The 19,588-nt window shown below is 70.4% G+C and carries 18 protein-coding genes and 1 riboswitch; of the genes, 8 read left to right on the forward strand and 10 right to left on the reverse strand.

All coding sequences use genetic code 11. The features are described from left to right. Positions 1–17: 17 nt before the first annotated feature. On the reverse strand, positions 18–1,460 hold the full coding sequence (locus ACWDMM_RS24475) for an MFS transporter (RefSeq protein WP_195083054.1): 1,443 nt from the start codon (positions 1,458–1,460) through the stop codon (positions 18–20). 155 nt (positions 1,461–1,615) lie between these two features. Between ACWDMM_RS24475 and ACWDMM_RS24480 the strand changes: the two genes are divergently transcribed. The 6 genes from ACWDMM_RS24480 to ACWDMM_RS24505 all read left to right on the forward strand — a co-directional run bounded on the left by ACWDMM_RS24480 (position 1,616) and on the right by ACWDMM_RS24505 (position 6,292). Beyond that, positions 1,616–2,065: a MarR family winged helix-turn-helix transcriptional regulator gene (locus tag ACWDMM_RS24480; RefSeq protein ID WP_323124634.1), complete on the forward strand. Its 450-nt coding sequence runs from the start codon at positions 1,616–1,618 to the stop codon at positions 2,063–2,065. 84 nt (positions 2,066–2,149) lie between these two features. Next, the gene (locus ACWDMM_RS24485) at positions 2,150–2,845 is read left to right on the forward strand and encodes a response regulator (RefSeq protein ID WP_195083056.1); all 696 of its coding nucleotides are present in this window, start codon (positions 2,150–2,152) and stop codon (positions 2,843–2,845) included. A 71-nt stretch (positions 2,846–2,916) separates the two neighbouring features. After that, positions 2,917–3,927 (forward strand): HAMP domain-containing sensor histidine kinase, encoded by a 1,011-nt coding sequence (locus ACWDMM_RS24490; RefSeq protein ID WP_323124633.1) that lies wholly within the window; start codon positions 2,917–2,919, stop codon positions 3,925–3,927. Positions 3,928–4,214: 287 nt separating this feature from the next. Next, positions 4,215–5,663 carry a DUF4153 domain-containing protein gene (locus ACWDMM_RS24495; RefSeq protein ID WP_323124632.1) on the forward strand — a complete coding sequence of 483 codons (1,449 nt, stop codon included), beginning with the start codon at positions 4,215–4,217 and terminating at the stop codon, positions 5,661–5,663. A 34-nt stretch (positions 5,664–5,697) separates the two neighbouring features. Continuing rightward, the gene (locus tag ACWDMM_RS24500) at positions 5,698–5,976 is read left to right on the forward strand and encodes a hypothetical protein (RefSeq protein WP_067809176.1); all 279 of its coding nucleotides are present in this window, start codon (positions 5,698–5,700) and stop codon (positions 5,974–5,976) included. After that, positions 5,969–6,292, forward strand: coding sequence for a ribbon-helix-helix domain-containing protein (locus tag ACWDMM_RS24505; RefSeq protein WP_195083059.1), 324 nt, complete (start codon positions 5,969–5,971; stop codon positions 6,290–6,292). The genes ACWDMM_RS24500 and ACWDMM_RS24505 overlap by 8 nt, the downstream gene beginning before the upstream one ends. A gap of 54 nt (positions 6,293–6,346) precedes the next feature. On the opposite strand, the gene ACWDMM_RS24510 is transcribed toward ACWDMM_RS24505, so the two are convergent. The 5 genes from ACWDMM_RS24510 to ACWDMM_RS24530 all read right to left on the reverse strand — a co-directional run bounded on the left by ACWDMM_RS24510 (position 6,347) and on the right by ACWDMM_RS24530 (position 11,431). After that, entirely contained in the window at positions 6,347–7,792 is a 1,446-nt protein-coding gene (locus ACWDMM_RS24510) for an alpha/beta fold hydrolase (RefSeq protein WP_323124631.1), read from the reverse strand. Positions 7,793–8,039: 247 nt separating this feature from the next. Further along, positions 8,040–8,534 (reverse strand): SLOG cluster 4 domain-containing protein, encoded by a 495-nt coding sequence (locus ACWDMM_RS24515; protein WP_195083060.1) that lies wholly within the window; start codon positions 8,532–8,534, stop codon positions 8,040–8,042. Continuing rightward, positions 8,531–9,373: a DUF72 domain-containing protein gene (locus ACWDMM_RS24520; protein ID WP_195083061.1), complete on the reverse strand. Its 843-nt coding sequence runs from the start codon at positions 9,371–9,373 to the stop codon at positions 8,531–8,533. The genes ACWDMM_RS24515 and ACWDMM_RS24520 overlap by 4 nt, the downstream gene beginning before the upstream one ends. A gap of 21 nt (positions 9,374–9,394) precedes the next feature. Beyond that, the gene (locus ACWDMM_RS24525; RefSeq protein WP_195083062.1) at positions 9,395–10,756 is read right to left on the reverse strand and encodes a purine-cytosine permease family protein; all 1,362 of its coding nucleotides are present in this window, start codon (positions 10,754–10,756) and stop codon (positions 9,395–9,397) included. Beyond that, positions 10,752–10,867: riboswitch (TPP riboswitch) on the reverse strand. (Overlaps the previous gene by 5 nt.) 168 nt (positions 10,868–11,035) lie before the next feature. Next, a complete protein-coding gene (locus ACWDMM_RS24530; RefSeq protein ID WP_195083063.1) occupies positions 11,036–11,431 on the reverse strand; it encodes a hypothetical protein in 396 nt (131 codons plus the stop codon). A 473-nt stretch (positions 11,432–11,904) separates the two neighbouring features. On the opposite strand from ACWDMM_RS24530, the gene ACWDMM_RS24535 reads away from it, so the two are divergent. Continuing rightward, positions 11,905–13,161 carry a cytochrome P450 gene (locus tag ACWDMM_RS24535; protein WP_195083064.1) on the forward strand — a complete coding sequence of 419 codons (1,257 nt, stop codon included), beginning with the start codon at positions 11,905–11,907 and terminating at the stop codon, positions 13,159–13,161. Positions 13,162–13,173: 12 nt separating this feature from the next. Here the strand turns inward: ACWDMM_RS24535 and ACWDMM_RS24540 are convergent, their stop codons facing one another. Continuing rightward, the gene (locus tag ACWDMM_RS24540) at positions 13,174–14,376 is read right to left on the reverse strand and encodes a styrene monooxygenase/indole monooxygenase family protein (RefSeq protein WP_449939747.1); all 1,203 of its coding nucleotides are present in this window, start codon (positions 14,374–14,376) and stop codon (positions 13,174–13,176) included. Between the two features lie 123 nt (positions 14,377–14,499). Here ACWDMM_RS24540 and ACWDMM_RS24545 point away from each other — a divergent pair, with 123 nt between their 5' ends. Continuing rightward, positions 14,500–17,043, forward strand: coding sequence for a helix-turn-helix transcriptional regulator (locus tag ACWDMM_RS24545; RefSeq protein WP_195083066.1), 2,544 nt, complete (start codon positions 14,500–14,502; stop codon positions 17,041–17,043). A 74-nt stretch (positions 17,044–17,117) separates the two neighbouring features. On the opposite strand, the gene ACWDMM_RS24550 is transcribed toward ACWDMM_RS24545, so the two are convergent. The 3 genes from ACWDMM_RS24550 to ACWDMM_RS24560 are packed head-to-tail and all read right to left on the reverse strand — an operon-like array spanning position 17,118 to position 19,580. Beyond that, positions 17,118–17,795, reverse strand: a complete 678-nt coding sequence (locus ACWDMM_RS24550; protein ID WP_195083067.1) for a class I SAM-dependent methyltransferase — start codon at positions 17,793–17,795, stop codon at positions 17,118–17,120. 9 nt (positions 17,796–17,804) lie between these two features. Then, on the reverse strand, positions 17,805–18,581 hold the full coding sequence (locus tag ACWDMM_RS24555; RefSeq protein WP_195083068.1) for an ATP/GTP-binding protein: 777 nt from the start codon (positions 18,579–18,581) through the stop codon (positions 17,805–17,807). A 36-nt stretch (positions 18,582–18,617) separates the two neighbouring features. Then, positions 18,618–19,580 (reverse strand): AvrD family protein, encoded by a 963-nt coding sequence (locus ACWDMM_RS24560; RefSeq protein WP_357208655.1) that lies wholly within the window; start codon positions 19,578–19,580, stop codon positions 18,618–18,620. Positions 19,581–19,588: the final 8 nt, after the last annotated feature.

Genomic DNA, 19,588 nt, shown 5'->3' on the forward strand with positions numbered 1-19,588 from the left:
CCGAGTGCGGGCCGCGCTCAGGCGCGCGCGGCCGCGGGCTCGAGGTCGGTTGTCTGCGGCAGTCCCTCGGTGGGCTTGCGCACCGGGATGGCCAGTGCGACCAGCGCCGCGAGCACCGAGACGCCACAACCGATCAGCAATCCGGTGCGGAAACCGGCCTCGGTGGGGATGGTGTGCCCACCGAGGCGGGTGCTCATCTGCGCGAGGACCACGCCGACGACCGCGGCCGACACCGTGGTGCCGATCGAACGCATCAAGGTGTTGAAGCTGTTGGCGGACGCGGTTTCCGACAGCGGGACCGCGCTCATGATGAGCGCGGGCATCGAGCCGTAGGCGAGGCCGACGCCACCGCTGCACACGCAGGTCACGATGAGCAGCCCCCAGGCGGACCCCATCAGCACGACCGAGGAGCCGTAGCCGATGGCGATCACCAGGCTGCCTACGGCGAGCGTCACCTTCGGCCCGCGCGCGGCCGAGAGCCGGGCGCCGAGCGGGGAGACCGCCATCATCACCAGTCCGGCGGGCGCCATCCACAATCCCATCGCCAGCATGGATTGTCCGAGGCCGTAACCGGTCGCCAGCGGCAGTTGCAGCAATTGCGGCACGATCAGCGACTGCGCGTACATGGCGAATCCGACCACGATCGAGGCGGCGTTGGTCAGCAGCACCTGCGTGCGCGCGGTCACCCGCAGATCGACCAGCGGATCCGCCGTCCGCAGTTCCCACCAGCCCCAGACCGCCAGGACCACGACCGCGACCGCGAACAGGCCGACAACGGTTCCGCTCGTCCAACCCCAGTCGCCGCCCTTGGACACCGCCAGCAACAGGCACACCAGCGCCGTGCCGAGACCGAGCGCGCCAGGAACGTCGAAACCGCCGCCGCCGCCGCGCGTCGGGATGGCGGGCACCAGCAGCCAGATCAGCGTGGCCACACCCGCGCTCAGCACCGCCGAGCCCCAGAACAACACACGCCAGCTGGCATTCTCGGCCACCGCCGCGGCCAGCGGAAGCCCCAGCGCGCCACCGATGCCCATCGACGCGCTCATCACCGCGATGGACGTGCCGAGCCGTTCGGCGGGCAGCACGTCACGCAGCGCGCTGATGCCGAGCGGGACCACGCCCATGCCGATGCCCTGCAGGCCGCGACCGGCGATCATCGGCACGACCGAACTCGCGAGCGCGCAGACCAGCGATCCGGCGATGAGCGGGACCGTGCACGCCAGCAGCATGCGGCGCTTGCCGTAGAGATCGCCGAGGCGTCCGGTGATCGGGGTGGCCACCGCGCCGGCGAGCAACGTCGCCGTGATCACCCAGGATGCGTTGGACACCGTGGTGTCCAGGATCCGGGGCAGGTCCCCGATCAGCGGCACCACCAGGGTTTGCATCAGTGCGGCGACGATGCCCGCCGCCGCGAGTACGCCGACGATGCCCTCGGACCGAGCTGCCGATGGTGCTGTCACGCGGGTCTCCCTCTCTCTCGATTCTTGTGCATAGTACACATAAATTGCACTATGCACAACAATTGTATTATGCAAATGCGCTGGTCTCGCCGTGGGGGTGTGGTATAGGTGCGGAGATGAGCCCGGGAGCTGGCGAATATCGGCAGGAGCGTTGCGTGGACAAGCCCGTATCTTCGGTGGAGTTCGAGACCATGCTGCTGGGGCGGCACAGCCTCAGCGCCAAGGCCCGCCGGGGTCGCGGCCACCTCGACCGCAGCGCCTACACGGTGCTGAGCAGGCTGCGCGTGCAGGGCCCGATGTCCGTGGGCGAGCTCAGCGACGCCTTCGGCCTCGACACCTCGACGCTGCACCGGCAGACCACGGCCATGCGTGGAGCCGGCCTGATCGAACGCATCCCGGATCCGGACGGCGGCATGGCGCGCAAGTTCCGCATCACCGCCGAGGGCGGCCGCCAGCTCGATGCCGAGCGCGCCTACAACGTCCGCGCTTTGGAGAACGTGCTGGCGGATTGGTCGGCCGGGGACGTCGCCGCGTTCGCCGGATTCCTGAAGCGGTTCAACACCGACATCGAACGCATCGACAAGCGTCCGTGGCCCCGGCCGTGAACGCCGGCCCACGCCGGCGAATGCACACGAAATCTCCACAATCGGCGCCGGAACTCTCCACAGCCGGTGGCTAGGGTTCGGTGCATGGAACACAGCGCACCGGCGCAGGCCGCACGGCGAATCCTGGTGGTGGACGACGAGATGACCATCGCCGAATCCGTCGCGGCGCGCCTGCGGGCGGAGGGGTACACCGTCGAGCTTGCGCACGACGGCCCCTCGGCCGTCGCCGCCGCCGAGGCCGTCGGCCCCGACCTGGTGGTGCTCGACGTCATGCTGCCGGGGTTCGACGGATTGGAGGTGTGCCGCCGCATCCAGGCGCGCCGTCCGGTGCCCGTGCTCATGCTCACCGCGCGCGCCGACGAAACCGATCAGCTCGTCGGACTTGGCGTTGGCGCGGACGACTATCTGACGAAGCCGTTCTCGTTGCGCGTGCTCGCCGCCCGGGTGCACGCGCTGCTGCGCAGGCTCGACCGGGCGGCCGCCCCCGACGGCGCGACGATCCTGGTGGGCGACCTGCGCATCGATGTCGATCAGCGCCGGGTCTGGCGCGCGGAGGTCGAGGCCGTGCTCACGCCACTGGAGTTCGATCTGCTCGCCCGGCTGGCCCGTCGCCCGCGCACCGTGCTCGCGCGCGAGCGGCTGCTCGAAGACGTCTGGGACTGGTCCGACGCGGCGGGCATCCGCGCGGTCGACAGCCACATCAAGGCGTTGCGCCGCAAACTCGGCGCCGATCTGATCCGCACCGTGCGGGGCGTCGGATACGCCTTGGAGGCCCGGTGAGCGCCGGTCCCGCGCGCATTCCGGAGGTGGGAAACGAAAAGCGCGCAACCTGTTGCGCCCGGTGGCGCCGGGTGAGCGACCGGATAGCCGAGCTGTTGCCACGGCCGTTGGACCCGGTGAAGTCGATCAAGCTGAAGCTCGCGGTCCTCATGCTGTGCTCCGGCGGCGTCGCGTTCGGATTCTTCCGGTTCAAGATCGGCTGGCTGCCCCCGCGCACCACGCTCACCGCGGTGGTGATCGCGTTGCTCACCTCGCAGTTCCTCGCCCACGGCATCACCAGGCCGCTGCGGGAGATGACCGCGGCGGCCAAGCGCATGGCCCACGGCGACTACACCCTGCGGGTGCGGGCGAGTTCGCGCGACGAAGTCGGGCAACTGGCCGAGGCGTTCAATCAGATGGCGGCCGACCTCGCCGCGGCCGACCAGCAGCGCCGCGACCTGATCGCGAACGTCTCGCACGAGTTGCGCACGCCCATCACCGCTTTGCAGGCGGTACTGGAGAACCTCGTCGACGGCGTCTCCGAGCCGGACCCGGCGACCCTGCGCACCGCGCTGGCCCAGACCGAGCGACTCACGCTGCTGGTCTCGGAACTGCTCGACCTGTCCAGCATCGAAGCGGGCGCCTTCCCGCTCGACCGCGAAGAGCTGCCGATCGCGCCGTTGCTGGCCGACGTCGTCGCCGAGGCGGAGGTCATGACCGCCGCGCTCGGGCGCGGCGTGCGGTTCCGCACCGACGTGCTGCCCGGCGCCGCCCGCGTATACGCCGACCGTGCGCGTCTGCATCAAGTGCTGCTGAACCTGCTCGACAACGCGGCTCGCCACGGGCCAGCGGGCGGGGAAGTCCGCGTCACCGTGCGTGGCGCGCAAGGCGAGGTCGTGATCGACGTCGAGGACGACGGCCCCGGCATACCGCTCGCCGAACGCGCCCGGGTGTTCGACCGGTTCACCAGGGGCGGCCGTACCGCGGGCGGGGGCACCGGCCTCGGCCTGGCCATCGCCCGCTGGGTGGTCGATCTGCACGGCGGCACCATCGCCGTCGCCGAGCCGGGCTCCCGGATCCGGGTCGTGCTGCCCGGCCGCTGATCCATCCCCTCATCCGACCCGGACCGCCAAGACGGCGCCGGGGTGATTCCGCACGCCTGTCGAAGGGACGAACCATGCCTCCGGAACCCGAATCCGACCCTGCGCCCGCGGTGGTGTGGAGCACCGAATCCGCCTCCGCGGCAACAACTTCCGGCACTGCGACGAGTGCGCCTCCGGTCGCCGGATCGGAGGGACCGGCGGCGAGCTCCGCCGCGCAGGACGGCGCGTCCGTCCGGCCTTCTCCGGGCGGGCCGACCGTCCGGCAGCGACCACCCAAGTGGCGGCGTGTGGCCTGTCCTGCGGGCGTGGTGCCCGCCGCGCTCGTCTCGGGTCTGGCGGCGGCGATTCTCGTGCACTGGGACCGGCCCGGCATCGGCTGGCTTCTCGCGGCCGTTGTGGCCGCGACGGCGGTCGTCCTCGTCGACCGCAACGCCCGCAGGGCGGTGGCGAGCGCGACGGAAGACGCCGTCGCGAAAGCGGCGCAGAAGGCCGGAAGGCCTTCTTTCAGGTGGATTTCCGCGCGCAGAGCACGGCTGGCGGGACGGGTGTGGTGGGCGACGCTCGCGCTGGCGCTGCTCGCGGTAGGCGCCGTCCGCGCCGCGGGCTGGCTGTTCGCCTTGTGCGTGGTCGCGGCAGCTGTCGCCGGTTCGCTGGCCGTCGTCGGCCGCCGCTCGGCGAACGGCGTCTTCTACGACACGCTGGCCGTGGGGCTCGAAGCGGTCGCAGCGGTGCCGTGGGCCTACGCCGGCACCGCCGGGGTGCGCGGTGCGAACGCGCCGCGGGCCAGGCGGCTCGGGGTGTCGGTGGCGGTGACCGTGGCGTTGCTCGCGGTGTTCGTTCCGTTGCTCGGCAGCGCCGACGCGATGTTCGCCGCGCTGCTCGATACCGTGACGCCGGACCTGGACGTGCCCTCGGTGGTGCGGTGGATCGTGCTGTTCGCAGTGGTCGCGCTCGGCGCGCTCGGGGCGTTGTTCGTGCTCGCGGGTCCGCCACCGCCCGCTGCCGCCCGAGCGGGTGGGCGCACGCTGCGCCGCTCGGAATGGGCGCTGCCGGTCGGTGCGCTCGCCATCCTGTTCGCGGCCTTCGTCGCGACCCAGTTCGTCGTGCTCTTCGGCGGCGACGACCATGTCAGGAAGACGGCGGGCCTGACCTACGCCGAGTACGCCCGCACCGGGTTCTGGCAACTGTCGGCCGTCACCGTCCTGACCCTCGCGGTGCTCGTGGTGGTGTTGCGCTGGGCGGGCCAGGACACGCCCGCCGACCGCTGGTGGCTGCGCGGGCTGCTCACGGCGGTGAGCGTGCTCGCCTTGGTGATCGTCGCCTCCGCACTCGGCCGGATGTGGACCTACCAGCGGGCCTACGGCTTCACGGTGCTGCGCCTGCTGGTGGAAGCCTGCGAACTGTGGCTCGGTTCGGTCTACCTCCTGGTGCTGGTCGCGGTGCTGCGACTGCGCCGGGCGTGGCTGCCGCGCGCCGTGCTCGGCACCGCCATGGCCACCTTGCTGGCGCTGGCCGTGCTGGACCCGGAGCGACTGATCGCCGAGGAGAACATCGTTCGCTGGCAGCGGGGCAAGGCGCTGGACACCGAATACCTGGTCACGCTCTCGCCGGACATACTGCCCGCGACCGAACGGCTTCCCGAGCCGCTGCGATCGCAGGTGCGTGCCCGGCTGCGGTCGGGTCTCGGCGACGACACGTGGCAGAGCTGGAATCTGTCCCGGGCGAGAGCGCGGTGAGCTCGCCCGCAATACACTTGTATTATCGCTGATCGTGGGTTATAACTGGCCTGAGTGGGCACTGTTGTCGCTGGTGGGAATCGACCCGCGCGAAGTGCTGCAGGTGCTCATGGGCGCTCGCCGATGGCCTCGGCGGGCGCGCGGCCGGAACGAGCTCGCGGTCCTGACGGTGTGGGGCCGGACCGAGGCGGGCCGGCCGCTCATCGTCGCTGTCCGCCGCACCGAGGGCTGGCAGTGGGACATTCTGGGCGCGGTCGAGATGACCGAGGCGCAGGTGGCCGAACTCGAGCGTTGGGAGCACGCCGATGACTGACTATCCGACGAATCCCGAGGACGTCCGGGACTTCCTGTCCGATCTGGAGTACAGCGACGCGCCGGTCGACGCCGCCGAGCTGCCCCCGCCGCTGCGCGCCGAGGACACGGTCACCGTCACCACCTCGCTGCGCATCCCACTGGAACTGCACCAGCGGGTGAAGAAGGCCGCCGAGCAGCGCAATGTGACCATGTCCGCGCTCATCCGCGACTGGATCGAACTGGAACTGGCCGCCCTGGACAACGACCAGCCCATCTCGCGCGCCGACGCCCTGCGCGCGCTGGCCGCCCTGCATCCCCTGCGCCAGTCGGCTTAGTCCGCCGCGGCGGGTGCCTCGCCGCTCGGTGGCAGGGTGTCGCCGTGTCCTCGGTCAGGATCCGGCACCGGTTCCCTCGCGGGTCAGCACGCGGTCGAGTTGTGTGGCGAACTCGTCTGCGGCGGTGCGGTAGCCGATGTGGTCGCCAGCGAACTCGACGAGGTCGAGGCCGAGTTCCTTTGCGAGTGCGGCGTTCGGGAAGCCGGGGAAGGTGTCTCTCGACTCGCGTCCGACGCCGAGTACCAGGCGGTCGGACGCCGCGCGCAACGCCGTCGGATCCGGGGTGTACCGGGGATATTGCCGAAGCTCGTGTTCCAGCCAGAACAGCAGGTTCTGCTGGATCCTGGTCACCATCGCGGCGGCTTCCGGCGGCAACTGGTCGACCGGGGGAGGCGGCGTGGACCGCATGCCGATGCCGGCCGCGAACGCCGCCATGGCGGCGGCCGTGCCCTCGGTCCTGCTCTGTTCGTGGATGCCGTCCAGGAAGGTCAGCCACTTCTCGCTGTCGGGCAGCAGCGTGGCCAGCGGTGGTTCGTGGGCGACGAGCGTGCGCACCAGTTCCGGCCGGGCGCGCAACAATTCGAGCGCGACGATCGCTCCGGAACTGCTGCCGAGTACATGGGCGGGCCGGTCGGTGAGGTGTGTGAGCAGCGCGGCGGCGTCCGCGCCGTCGGTGACGATGCGATCGTGCGGCGGCCCGTCGAGGGGGCTGCGGCTGAAGCCGCGCCGGTCGTAGGCGACCACGGTGTAGCGGTCGGCGAGTCGTTCGGCGACGGCGTCGAAGCCTCCGGCGTCGCCGTTGCCGCCCGGAATGAGCAGCAACAGCGGGCCGGTGCCGCGGATCTCGTAGTAGAGGGTCGCACCGGGCACGGCGAGAGTGTGCTGGGTCGGTACATCCATGGGAAACGCTCCTGAGAGATGAGTCAACTGGCGCAACGCTTCCCGGATGACCGGTAGCGCGGGAACGGGGGGATCGGCCTCGACCCATCGGTCGATGGCCACGTACAGCGCTGCCGTGACCGCCCCGGCCATGATTCGAGGGAACATGTCGGCATCGTTCGCGCGGCCGGTGCGCTCGGCGATGGCCTCGGCCAGCGCGCCTTCGATCACCGCCTGTGATCTGCGGTATTCGCCCTGCAACGACGGTGCGCGGGTGATCAGGCGAACGCCGGCGGTCCAAGCGGAATCGGGTGGTTCGGTGTCGCGGAACTCCGCCAGCACGGCGTGGATCACCGCTGGCCACAGCGGTTCGGCGGCCGGTCGGGCGCGCAGGTCGTCCGCGATCCGGCGGGCCCGGTCCACCGCCACCGAGCAGACGGCCTCGTACTTGCTGGCGAAGTAGTTGTTGAACGTGCGCGCGGAGACTCCGGCCGCCGCGGCGATGTCCTCGACGAGAACGTTGTCCAGCCCGCGCTCTACGGCCAGTCGCAGCGCCGCGAAACCGAGCGCCTCGCGGGTGGCGAGCTTCTTGCGCTCGCGCAGGCCCAGGACGAATGCCACACGTCCACCGTAGCGAAACTTGCGTGACGCGCAAGATTGCGTGATCGGAAAGAATTGGGGGAGGGCGGATTCGGTAGCTGGGCAACCCGGACCGGCCGTGGCAGTGTCGAATTCGCTGGAGACAGCGAATCTTGCGCGGATCTATGGCGTAGTACGGGCGAGCCGAATTTCGCCTGGGTGCACTGGCGGTGCTCGGCGATGACCGGTCGCCGACAGTTGTCTGTCCGCCCCGGATCGATCGGCGGTCTCAGGCCGGTTCGCAACCGATCCCGTCCAGCGCCCGGCGCACCGCATCGGCCGGGTCGGCCGTGTTCACCGTCGCCGCCATCGGCCGTCCGTGCGCGTCGCGGATCTGCCAGCCGCCCAGCGCGACAACCGGAATGCCGCCGCGCCGGCGGGCCAGTGCGACCTCCGAGAGCGTGCCCCACGAGCCGCCGATGACGATCACCGCGTCCGCCGACTCGATCAGGATGGCGTTGCGCGCCTCGCCCATGTTCGTGAACAGCACCGCGGACAGGCCGGGACACACCGCGGCGCGGTCGGTGTCCGGCCGCACGCCGATCACCAGCCCACCGGCCTCGGCGGCGCCGGCGGCGACCGCGGCCATCACCCCGGACCCGCCGCCGCACAGGACGGTGACTCCCGCCCGCGCCAAGAGCCCGCCGACCGCACGCGCCCACTCCGCTTCCTGCGGTGTGCACTCCCTCGGCCCGCAGACCGCGACCTGCCGCGCCGGCGTCACTGTCCCGATCCCGCCGGCCGTGGCGACACGACCGACGCCAAGCGTTCCCGCAACGCTATGGCGTCGCGCGGCGCCCGCACTTTCGCGTCGTTGTCGAAATAGGTGTAGACGTCCAGCGTTCCGGCCCACGCGCGGATCTTCTCCGCCCACATCTCCAGACCCTCGTCGGTGTATCCGCTGACGTAGAGCTCGTCGTGGCCGTGCAACCGGATGTAGACGAAGTCGGCGGTGACCTCTTCCAGCAGCGGATACTTGCCCGCCGCGTCGGCGACGACGAGGGCTACGTTGTGGCGGCCGAGCAGATCGGTGAACGCCGGGGTCACAAAGCTTTCGTGCCGGATCTCCATGGCATGCCGGATCGGCCGGTCGGCGTCGGTGCTGGTGTACGGGGGGTCGACGCGGTGATCGTGCCGCCGCGCGATCTCCGCGGCCTGCTCGGTGCCGCGCGGCAGCCGGGACAAGAAGTCGTCCAGCACGTCGGCGTCGAAACGGAACGTCGGCGGCAGCTGCCACAGGATCGGGCCCAGCTTGGGTCCGAGCGCCAGCGGGCCCGATGCCAGGAAGTTGGCCAGCAGGTCGTCACCGTCGCGCAACCGCTTCATGTGCGTGATGAATCTGCTGCCCTTCACCGCGAAGAGGAAATCGTCCGGCGTCTGCTCGGCCCACTTCTGGTAACTCGACGGGCGTTGCAGCGAGTAGAACGAGCCGTTGATCTCCACACTGTCGAGCTGTTCGGACAAATAGGTCAGCTCGCGCTTGTGCGGCAAACCCTCCGGGTAGAACGTCCCGCGCCAGGGCGGGTAGACCCAGCCCGACGTGCCTATCCTGATCCGGCCCATCTCTCCATGGTGGCAAACGCGCTACGCCGATGGCGTCCTCGCCGCCTTGCCGACCAACCAGGCCACCGCCAGCGCCGCCAGGAACGACAGCAGCGATGCGCTCATCCACGCCTGCGGGGTGACATGCAGGGCCTGCCGGACGCGCTCCCAGAATTCGGTCCACACTCCGGCATCACCCGGATTGATCAGTTGATATACCGCGAACCCGGCCAGCCAGGCGAGCACCATGCCCCATCGCGCGGGCGCGTCCGGCGCGGTGTTCCATGCGCGGTGGGCACGCAGGAAGAAATCGGCGACCAGCACGCCGAGCAGAGGCACGAACACCGAACCGATGAGTCCGAGGAATCCGAAATAGTTCGTCATGTCCATCCACAGGGCCGACACCGTGATCAGCGCGCCGAGGCCGATCGAGAGCACTCTGCGGTCGACGCGCGGCGCGAGATTCTGGATCGACACGGCGGTGGAGTACACATTGGCGAAGGACTGGTCCGCCTCCCGCAGCACAAAGACGAAGAAGAACAGCGCGCCGAGGCTCACCTGCAGAAACGGTGCGTACGGCCCGCCTTCGCCGGTCGCCAGCGCCAGCGCGAACAGGCCGAGGACGTAGGCGACGATCTGGGTGAGCCCGTACGCGCCGCTGGCCGCGCCGAACGCGGACCGGCCGGTGCGGGCGTGCCGCGTGTAGTCGGCGGCGACCGGCACCCACGAGATCGAGACGGCCAGCGCGGCGTCGGTGGCGACCCAGAACAGGTTCCAATCGACGCCGAACGGCCCGCTTCCACTCGGGCCGGGGTTCGCCCGCAGATCCGGCAGACCGGCGCGGAAGAACTGCGCGTAGAACCAGATCAGGGCGATCACGACACCGGCGGTCACGAACCTGCGCAGCAGACGGACCGAGCCGAGCGGCCAGATCGTCAGGACGGTCGTGAGCGCGCCCGCGACCACGACGTAGAGCCAGCGCGGACCGCCGCCGAACAGTTCCCCGGCCGCGTCGCCGATGACGATCAGCTCGAAGGTCCCCCAGCCGATCAATTGCGCGATGTTGAGCACGGTGGGCAGGTAACTGAGTCGCGCGCCGAACAGTCCGCGCAGCAGCACCATCGCGGGTTGCCCGGTGCGTGCGCCGGTGAGCGCCGCCGCGCCGAGCATCAGTCCACCCACCAGGGTGCCGAGGACGGTCGCCAGGATGCCCGCCGCGATCGAGATCCGCGCCGCGCCCGCGGAGTCCGGCGCGAGCACGGTGTACGCGCCGGAGAACGCGATGAGGCTGACGCCGAGATTGGCCCAGAACGCACTCTGGTCCCAGAACGAAAGCACCTTCGGGGCGGGCTGATCGAGGGTCAGCGGGGCTTCGCGCGGCGCGCTCGTACGGGTCGACGACATGACGGAAACGCTCTCCCTACGCCGGCATTACCCGGACAGGTTCATGCGGTCGGCGGCGCGTGCGGTCCGCCCTCTCAGCCCGGCCGTGCCCGAGCTCCCGCGGTGAAGTGATTCCGGCGAATAGTACACCCGCGCCAGTTTTCGGGAGCCGGGGACGAGGTCCGGACGCCGAAGGGCCTCGAAGTGATGAGCGGTGCGGCACCCACCGCGCCGGCCCGCTTCCGGGGCATCGCCGACACGCACTGGCCGCACCGGCGCCGCGGTGGCCGCCCGCGCGGTTCAGCCCATGAGGAACGAGGCGGCGAACCACGCCAGCAGGACCAGCACCGCGCCGACCAACGCGCCAGGGAACATCGCGCGCCCCTGCCGGGCCGCCAGCAGCGACAGCAACGCGCCCACAGCGAAGCCGACGATCCCGCCGCCCACCATGATCCAGACGCCCGCGCTGGTATCGACCCGGCATTCCGGCTTGGACTCGCAGATGCCGCCCGCCATCAGGAACCACGGCGCCAGGACCGTCGACATCGCAGCCAGCGTCGCGGGCAGGAACCACAACAGCGCGCTCACGACGAGATCCGCGGTGCGCGGCGGCTCGACGGCGGGGGTCTCGGGTTCGCGCGTCGGATAGCCGGAGGGGGTCGTGCCGTGGGACACCTGGTTGAGGTAACCGTGCATCGTGTCTCGCTATCGCTTGTCGGGGGAGTCGGCCGGGCCGATGGAAGTTATACACCAGCCACGTGCACGTCGAAGTGCTTGTCTCCCCGCAGGATGCGGGCGAACGGCGTGCCTGCCGTCCCGGATCGGATGCGTCCGTCGATCCTTCCGCCGGTAGCGAATACGGAGCGTCACTGCGGGATTCGCGCGCGCCCGGTGTCGCCGGGGCGCGGCTGTCGGGGATCGTGGCCGGTCCGCAGCGGTGAGTCGTCCGCGATTTCGTTGCCGTGCGGAGGGGGCGGTCGCATCACCGCAGGTCGCGCGTCATTACCGATGCCCGTGAGCTACCTACGCGACGATCCTGTGTGTCGATCCGCTGCGCGGTCGGGACGATGCGTCGCAGTGGTGCGCCGTATGGGCCGAGCGCCGTCGCGACGATCCGCGCCGAGTGCGCCCGCGCTCGGTGCGAACGCTCCTACCGTGAGAGTGACGCGTTGACCACACCCCGAGACTTCGACCGCACCGCGGACGCCCCTGGCGCGCATCATGGTTCGCCCATCGACCACGACGTCGAGCGCGTATCGCTGTATTCCCCGGAGTTCGCGGCCGATCCGCATCGCTCCTACCGCGACATGCGCGCCCGCTACGGCTCGATGGCGCCGGTCGAACTGGCGCCGGGCGTGCCCGCGACGTTGGTGCTCAGCTATCACACGGCGGTGCGAATCATGCACGACCCGGCGCACTTTCCCGCCGACCCGCGCACCTGGCAGGCGAACGTGACCGCCGACTGCCCGGTGTTGCCGGTGCTGGAGTGGCGTCCCAACGCCATGCGCAGCACGGGGGAGGAACACGCGCGCTACCGCCAGGCGAACACCGCGAGCATCGACGCCGTCGACCTGCACGCCTTACACGAGACGGTGGAGCGGATCGCTGTGCCGCTGATCAACACCTTCTGCGCGACGGGCAGCGCCGATCTGGTATCGCAGTACGCTCTACCGCTGGCCTTCGAGGCGATCAACGCCATGCTGGGCTGCCCGCCGGAGATCGGGAAGGAAGTCGCCGCCGCTACCCGCGCCGTGTTCGACGGAGTGGACGCGGAGGAGGGCAACCGCCTGCTCGTCACCGCGCTGCTGCGGCTGCTCGAGCACAAGCGCGCCGAACCGGGCCTGGACATCACGACGCGGCTGCTGCGGCATCCGGCAGGCTTGGACGACACGGAGGTGATCCACCAGCTCGTCGTGCTCTACGGGGCGGGGATCGAACCGCTGCAGAATCTGATCATCAACACCCTGGTGCTGATCCTCACCGACGACCGGTTCGGCGGCGATGTCCTTGGCGGGAGCCTGTCGACCCGAGACGCGCTCGACGAGGTGTTGTTCACCGATCCGCCGATGGCGAATTTCTCGGTCACCTATCCGCGCCAGCCGATCCTGATCGACGATGTCTGGCTGCCTGCCCATCAGCCGGTCGTGATCAGTTTCGCGGCCTGCAACAACGATCCGGCGATCAGCGGGCACGACCACAGCGGCAACCGATCGCATCTGGCGTGGGGCGCCGGACCGCACGCGTGTCCGGCCCGCAGCGCGGCCTACCTGATCGGCCAGGACGCGGTCGACCAGTTGCTGGACGCGCTGCCGGAACTGCGGCCCGCCGTGCCGGTGCGCGAATTGGCCTGGCGGCCAGGACCTTTCCACCGCGCTCTGACCGCGCTGCCGGTCACTTTTCCCGCGACACCGCCCTGGCGGCCCTAAGCGCGGAATCGGTCAGGACGGCGCGGTCGCCGCGAGCCGGGCGAGGTTCGCCGGCCGCGCGAAGGTGTTCGCGAAGGCGTCGGCCAGTGTCGTGTCGTGCTGGGCGGCCAGCATCATCTCGCGCATGGCGGGCGGCGGATCGAGCACCGTGGCCGTCCACCGCGCGGCGGGGTGGGCCACGGCCGTCAGCCACGGCGCGGCCGCCCACTCCATCCACGCGCGGTCGTAGGGGCCGTCGGGATCGTGCAGAATCCTCTCGCCGTAGCGGATCGCGCAGTGCACGGCGTTGTTGGCGCCCTGAGCGCCGCCCGGGTCCATCCGGCAGACGACGTCGCCTCCGCCCAGCACCGGCTTGCCCGACGGCAGGATGCCCACCGGACGGCGCATGACCGGAGTCACCGCGCCCACCAGCGTCGCCCCGGCATCGGTCGGCTCGGCATGCCGGTACCGTTCGGCGATCTCGGCGGGCAAGTGGGCGTTCAGCAGTTCCCTGGCGTGCGCCCAGCGTCGCGCGGGCGTGCCGTGCTGCTCGAACCCGTCCAGCGCACCGCCGGGCCGCGCCTCGAAAAGAAGCATCTCGCAGCGGCGTTCCTGCCCCGGCCGTCCGGTCAGGCCGGGATAGGAGATCACCTCACCGTGCTCGGGCAGCGCGGTGTAGGAACCGAGGCCCTCCGGGTCCGGCTCGACACCGTCGAGGTACAGCACCGCCAGCCGTCGCATCGGCGCGGCGTGCACCGGCCACGCCGCATCGGCCTCGAAACAGCCGGCCAGCTCACGACCCGCCCGGGTCACCACGGTCAGGTCGTGCTCGGCGGCGTGCTGGTCGAGTTCCGGTACCGAGAGTTCGGTGATGCGCAGATCACCGCCTTCGGTCAGGAACTCGCCGAGCCAGCGGGCGAACACCGTCCGCTGATCCACGCTCTGCGCCGGGCGGGTGAATCGTCCGGTCCAGGTGACCACCACCGCGCGATCGACGGCCATGGTGAACCGGATGCCCTCGATGTTCGGCGCGGTCGAGCGCCAGAATCCCAGGCCGAGATCCGCTTCGAGATCGAGCGTCGGCGGGAATTTGACCTGGGTGCTGGTCACGGTGCCCGCGAGCACCGCTTCGGCATCGCGATCGGCGACCAGCGTCACCGACCGCCCGCCGCGCAGCAGACGGTGAGCGAGGGGTAACCCGCATTCGCCCGCCCCGAGTACCAGTATCCGTCCCACCGTCGTCTCCTTCCGATCGTGCGATCGACTGCCGCGCCAGCGCAATCGTCCGCGTATAGGTGGGTCGCGCACATCGGTAGAGACTCGGGAATCGGGGGAGCGACCCGACTACGCTGCCCTGCTGTGTCGGTAGGACGTGCGTCGGGTCCGGGGTCTGCGCCCCCGGGCGCCAGTGATTTCGTAGGGCGTCAGCGGGAACTGGAGAAGATCGGGATGGCGCTGCTCGGCGGCACCCGCCTCGTCACGCTGATCGGTGCGGGCGGCATCGGCAAGACCAGACTGGCGACCGAGGCGGTGCAGCGGTTCCACAAAGCGCGGCGCGTTCCGGTGCATTGGGTGCGCTTGGCGCTGCTTGCGCGGGGCTCCGACGCGGCGGCGGTGGAGGAGCAGGTCGCGCGCTCGCTGATCGATGCCGACTTCTCCGGGCGGTCGGCCTGGGAGGCGGTGCTGGACACCCTGCGCCGCCGCGACGCGGTCGGGCGCACCTTGCAGACCATCCTGGTGATGGACAACTGCGAACACGTGCTGGACGGCGCGGGGCGGGTGATCGCCGACCTGCTGGACGCGGCTCCGGGGCTGACCGTGCTGGCCACCAGCCGCGAGGCGATCGGATGGGTCGACGAACAATTGGTGCCGGTACCCGCGCTGTCGCGGGAACAGGCGCTGACGCTGTTTCGGGCCCGCGCCGGTCTGACGGGGCACACCGTCACGGAGGAGGAGAGCGAGCTGGCGGCGGAGATCTGCCGCCATGTGCACAACCACCCGCTCTACATCCGGTTGGCGGCCGCACGGCTGTTGCGCCGGCCGCTGCCGATGATCCTGCGTGACCTCACCGGTGAGGCCGGCGACCGGCGGCTGCGCTGGTCGCACGGTCCCCGGGTCGGCGCGGACGCACGGCACCAGGGTATCCGCGACGTCATCGCCTGGTCGTATGACCTGTGCCGGGACAAAGAGCGGCTGCTGTTCGACCGGCTGTCGGTCTTCGCGGCCGGGTACGACGTCGATCCGGACAACGCGGACCCGGCGCAGTCGGACGTCGGCGCCGAACTGGAGGCGATCGAGGCGGTCTGCGCCGACGACGAGCCGGACGGGTTGCGCCGCGGGGAGATCGAGGGCCTGCTCGAGCGGCTCGCGGACCAATCGCTGGTCACCGTGCATCTGACCGCCGCAACGGTGCGCTACTCGCTGCTGGAGAGCGTCCGCTTGTTCGCCCAGCAGCGTCTGGCCGAACGCGACGGTGAACCGGCGCGGCTGGCGCGCAGGCACCGCCGCTACTACCGCGACAAGGTCGTCGCGGCTCGAGCCGGATGGTTCGGGCCGGGCGAACAGGACCTGCTGAATTGGGCGCGCGCGGCCTGGGACAACCTGCTGTGCGCCATGGCGGGCAGCCTCGCGACTGCGGAGGAGGCCGCGGTCGGACTGGAGATCGCCGCCGGTCTGATCGCGCTGCGCAGCCCGTTTCTCGCCGGTTCGCTGCGCGAACCACGCCGCTGGGCCGAGCGTACGCTGGCCGCGAGCAGGGCGCTGGACCCGCAGCCGGTGCCGCTGCAGGTGACGGCGATGTCGCTGATCGCGTGGATCTGCCTGTGCCAGGGCATGCACCACGACGCCGAACGGATGCTCGACGAAGCCGTCGCCCTCTGCCTGCCCGACCCCGCGGCCCGAGCGGGGTGGCGGGAGCGACTCGACGACCTCGATCTGCCCGCATCGATCGACTTCGCCAGGGGCGCTGAGCTGATGCTGCTGCCCCGTGACGTGCGCGCGATCGCGGTGCTGGCCCGGGCCCGAGAGAAGTTCTCCGCCGAAGGCGACCGCGGTGGGGCCGCGATGGGCGAACTGTTCGAAGCGCTGGCCGCGGCGTTGCTCGGCACACCGGCGCAGGCTCTGGAGATCTCCCGGCGGCATTCGGACCACGCCGAACTCTCCGGCGCGCGGTGGGCGGCATCGTGGGCCGGACTGGCGCGGGGGATCGCCTTGACCAAGCACGGCGACCCCGACCAAGCGGTCGCCGTGATACGGGCGTCGCTGACCACACAGCTGGCGATGCGCGATCAGTGGGGCGTGGTGTGGGCCGTCCACATCCAGGCATGGGCGCTGGCGCGCCTGATCCGCGATACCGGATCCGAACGCTCCGGCACGGTGACGGCTCAGGCGCGCGATGTCGCGCGGCTGCTCGGCGGCGGGGCGACGTTGCGGGAGCGGATCGGCGTGAACATCGCCAATCTCGGACCGTTCGCCAGTGAGACCGAGGTCGCCGCCGACACCGCCCGTCAGGTTCTGGGCGAGGCCGCCTTCGCGGTGGCGGAACAGGAGGGCGCGCTGCTGCGTCCGGAGCTGGGCGAGGTGGCGCAGTTGGCGCTGGGGAAGTTGTCGCTGGACCGGCTGCCCGTCGAACATCCGGTCCGGCGTCGCCGACCCTCGCAGTGGGAGGAATTGTCGGCGGCCGAACAGGACGTGGCCGTGCTGGCGGCGGCGGGCTGGACCAACACCGCCATCGCAGCCCGCCGCGGCAGTTCCTTCAAGACCGTCGACGCCCAGATGGCGGCGGTCCTGCAGAAACTGATGATCGCTTCCCGCGAGGACATCCTGGCGTTGGTGCCCGCCGACCGGCAGGCCGAGGTGACCGAGGAAGCCGCACGCAAACCGCAGCGCGCCCGTCGTACCTGAGACCGGAACGCGGGCCGGGCGACGTCTCGGCCGTGACGCCGCCCGGCCGGGTCACCGGTCGGACCGACCGCTGCTCACTCGTCGAGTTTGCGCGCGGTGATCTGGATGCCCGGCTCGCCCGCGATGCGGCGCACCGTCGCATCGGTGACCGGGAGATCGGCCACCAGCTCGCGGCCGTCCTCCAGGTCGATGCCGTAGCCGGCGATGTAGGTGCGGAAGAACGGCAGGCAGGCGCGCGCCATCGGCTGCGGCAGCTTCCAGCGGTCGACGAACGCCCGCGCGTCCTCGAAGGTGCAGCCCCGGTCCGCCTCGATCACCAGCAGCAGGCCCCCTGGCCGCAGCACCCGGATCATCTCCGACAGGCCCTTGCGCTGATTCGGCCAGTGTTTGATCGAGCCGGAGCTGATCACCGCGTCATAAGCGGCGTCGGGGAACGGCAGGTCCATCGCCGAGCCCTCCCGGAACTGGATCCGGCTGCCCAGGGGCGCGCCGCGCTTGCGCGCCCTGCGCACCTGCTGCGGGGACAGGTCGATCCCCGTCAGCCGCAACGTGGTTCCGGTGGTGGCCAGCCCCACCGCGAGTTGCCCACCGCCGCAACCGACGTCGAGCACCTGCGCGCCGTCGTCGAGCTGGGCGACGATGTCGTCGAACAGCGTCGGGGTCATCTCCCGCACGGCATCGGAGATGAAATTGTCGTAGAACCACGAGTCGATCGGGTTGTAGCGCTTGGTCTTGTCCAGCAGGACGGTCATGGCGTGCTCCTAAACGCGGGTGGCGAACTTGATCTTGCGGCCGAAAGTGTGTGGTTGCTGCTGGGCGATGATCGTTTCCTGGACGCGCTCGCGGCTGCTGCGCACGATCTCCATCGCCTCCTTCACCGCGACGTCGACGTCCATCACGGTGGGGATGTCGAGCATCGAGACGATGGATTCCAGGCGCTGTTCCGGGGTGCCGCGCACCGTGACGACCGGCTGCCCGAGCTCACTGATCGCGTGCAGCAGTTGCCGATCGGAGATGGCGCGGTAGCGCTCGTCGACGGGCCGGTGGCCGTCGGGGTCCATCGGCACCTCCACCGGAAGGTGGAAGAAGATGTCGTAGTTCTGCCGGGCGCGCTGCCTGGCCATGTCGCCGTAGGCGTTGAGATAGCGGCGGTAGAACGGCCGGCCGGGCAGGGTGAGGGTGTTCTTGACGGCCTTGTGCCATCGCGACGATCCGGGGTTCGGCCCGGTGATGAGCCGCGTGGTGCCGTAGACCCACTCGTTGAGCACCGAGCCGTCGGCGATGAATCCGCCTTGGGCGTCCAGGATCGCCTCGGCCTGGATGCGCAGCTCGAGCCTGCGGAAGCCGAGCGCCATCAGTTCGGTGGTGCTCAGGTCCTGGAACCGCATGCCCGGATAGAGCTCGGTGACCACCTCGCGCGCGGAGGAGGCGTCCACCCGGGGAATGCCGGTCAGCAGGGACAGGGCCGTGGAGGTGGTGGTTTTCCCGGTCGAGTAGGTCCCGGAGATCACGATGCGTCGATAATTGTTCGCCGACATGAGAGTGCCTTTCTGAACGTTCGGAAATGCGCGGGGTTAGGCGGGCAGCCGGTGCGCGAGGTCGTATCGGATCTCGCACCCGGCGAAGTCCGACGCCCAGCTGGAGATGCGCCAGTCGCCGCCGCCGAAGGCGAGGACCATGGATCGCGCCATGCGCGTGGTCGCGGTGCCCGCGGTGAACGGCGCCGGGGGAGCGGAGGCGCGCGCGGTCATCCGGCGCATCCACAGCGTTTCGCTGTCCTTGCGGGCGATGTTGTCCAGCTCGTAGAGCACGACCTGGGACAGCTGCGCCAGGATCACCGTCGCGTCGACCAGCGTGACGGAAGGCTGATAGGCGTCGGCCACGCCGTGCCAGGGCCCGGCCGGATCCGGTTCCGCGAGCGCGAAATCCGCCTGTGCCCGGCTGCCGCCGTCGGAGACGACGACATTGCGCAGGTACTGTCCGCGGGCGTACACCCCGCCGTGGAAGTACCCGCGTCCCGTCTCGTGCACCGTGCGCCGTGCGGCGTGGGCGGGCTGCGGTGGCGCGGGCAACGCCACGGTGGCCTCCAGGCTCATACCGCCGCCCAGTGCGCCGGTGATGCCGATCGTGTTGCCCTCCACCGCGACGACGGTCGCGCTGATCGGGAACTCCGCCAGCGACTCCGTCGCGATGGTCCCGCTGCTGAACTGGACGAAAGGCACCCAGCAGGAACGGATCTCGGCATCGGTGAGCCCGTAGCACTCACGCAGGATCACCTCGAGCAGCCGGTAGCCGAAGATCGAGCAATCGATGCTGCTCACGTGCGGGACCAGCACCCTAGTGCTCTTGCGCGACCAGTCCAGCGGATAGTGCACGCCCGCGGTCGCCGACAGCCGTGGCCTGTCCTCCGCGTCGCGGTCGAGGGTGATGTCGAAGATGCTGTGGGTGATCCGTTTGTAGCCTTCGCCGAAGAACCGCCCGTCCCGGTGCCCGAGCACGGTGTCGATATCGGCGTAAGCGATGAGTTCGGTGGACATGTGGGTGC

The sequence above is a fragment of the Nocardia sp. NPDC003726 genome (assembly GCF_053586955.1).

Coding starts and splice junctions, on each gene's coding strand:
- ACWDMM_RS24485 (WP_195083056.1), top strand. CDS start 2,150: ATGGAACACAGCGCACCGGCGCAGGCCGCACGGCGAATCCTGGTGGTG.
- ACWDMM_RS24505 (WP_195083059.1), top strand. CDS start 5,969: ATGACTGACTATCCGACGAATCCCGAGGACGTCCGGGACTTCCTGTCC.
- ACWDMM_RS24520 (WP_195083061.1), bottom strand. CDS start 9,373: ATGGGCCGGATCAGGATAGGCACGTCGGGCTGGGTCTACCCGCCCTGG.
- ACWDMM_RS24525 (WP_195083062.1), bottom strand. CDS start 10,756: ATGTCGTCGACCCGTACGAGCGCGCCGCGCGAAGCCCCGCTGACCCTC.
- ACWDMM_RS24530 (WP_195083063.1), bottom strand. CDS start 11,431: ATGCACGGTTACCTCAACCAGGTGTCCCACGGCACGACCCCCTCCGGC.
- ACWDMM_RS24550 (WP_195083067.1), bottom strand. CDS start 17,795: ATGACCGTCCTGCTGGACAAGACCAAGCGCTACAACCCGATCGACTCG.
- ACWDMM_RS24555 (WP_195083068.1), bottom strand. CDS start 18,581: ATGTCGGCGAACAATTATCGACGCATCGTGATCTCCGGGACCTACTCG.
- ACWDMM_RS24560 (WP_357208655.1), bottom strand. CDS start 19,580: ATGTCCACCGAACTCATCGCTTACGCCGATATCGACACCGTGCTCGGG.